This window comes from Echinicola sediminis, assembly GCF_054777495.1.
Genome location: NZ_BAAHAP010000242.1, coordinates 1 through 752, shown reverse-complemented (window position 1 = coordinate 752; position 752 = coordinate 1). Strand labels below are relative to the sequence as shown.

General features: G+C 29.5%; 1 protein-coding gene. It reads right to left on the bottom strand.

The features are described 5' to 3' along the window. Positions 1 to 752 (bottom strand): glycosyltransferase family A protein (locus tag ACYVAA_RS22985; protein ID WP_460546442.1); only part of this gene is annotated, 752 nt, incomplete at both ends.

Here is a 752-nt window from a genome sequence, read left to right as displayed (position 1 = left end):
TGGTAAAATTGAAATTAAAAGACGCCCATAAGCTTTTAGATTCCATGGTTTACATATAACACCTCTTTTTAAATAATACCTTGCATCTTTTATTTGTCCTTTTTTTAACAAATTCACTCCTAAAATTTGATAATATAAAAAACAAACATGTTTACCTAAATGGCTACCATGCTTGTTTAAAATAAATTTTAGTGATTCAATCGTTCCGTCTAAAGACCGACTTCCACCATCATTTGATTGATTGTATATCAAATTTGCTTTATAAATAATGATGTGTTTTAATTTACTTATTCTATCTATTCTAAAAAATAGTTCAGTATTTTCCCCAAATTTTAAATTAACATCATAACCTCCTACACAGTCAAATATTTTCCTAGAAACCAAAAATGTACCAGATAATTTCGGGATATAACTCTTTTCATCTGGTAAGTTTATGATAGACAAACCTTTTGACAATCTCTTAACATATCCGCTTAGAATCACCAATTCATCAGTTTCTTGTTTTAGGCTCCACATAAAATCCTCCAGCCAAGACTCTTTAACCCAATCATCACTATCTAAGAAACACAAATATTTACCAATCGAATTTTTTACACCATGATTCCTTGCCGCTGAAACCCCTGCATTTTCTTGATAAATGTATTTAATTCTTTTATCTATCAAAAAATCTCCCACTACTTCCCGAGTATTATCTGTGCTTCCATCATCTATTATAATTAATTCCCAATTTGTATATGTTTGACAAATAACAC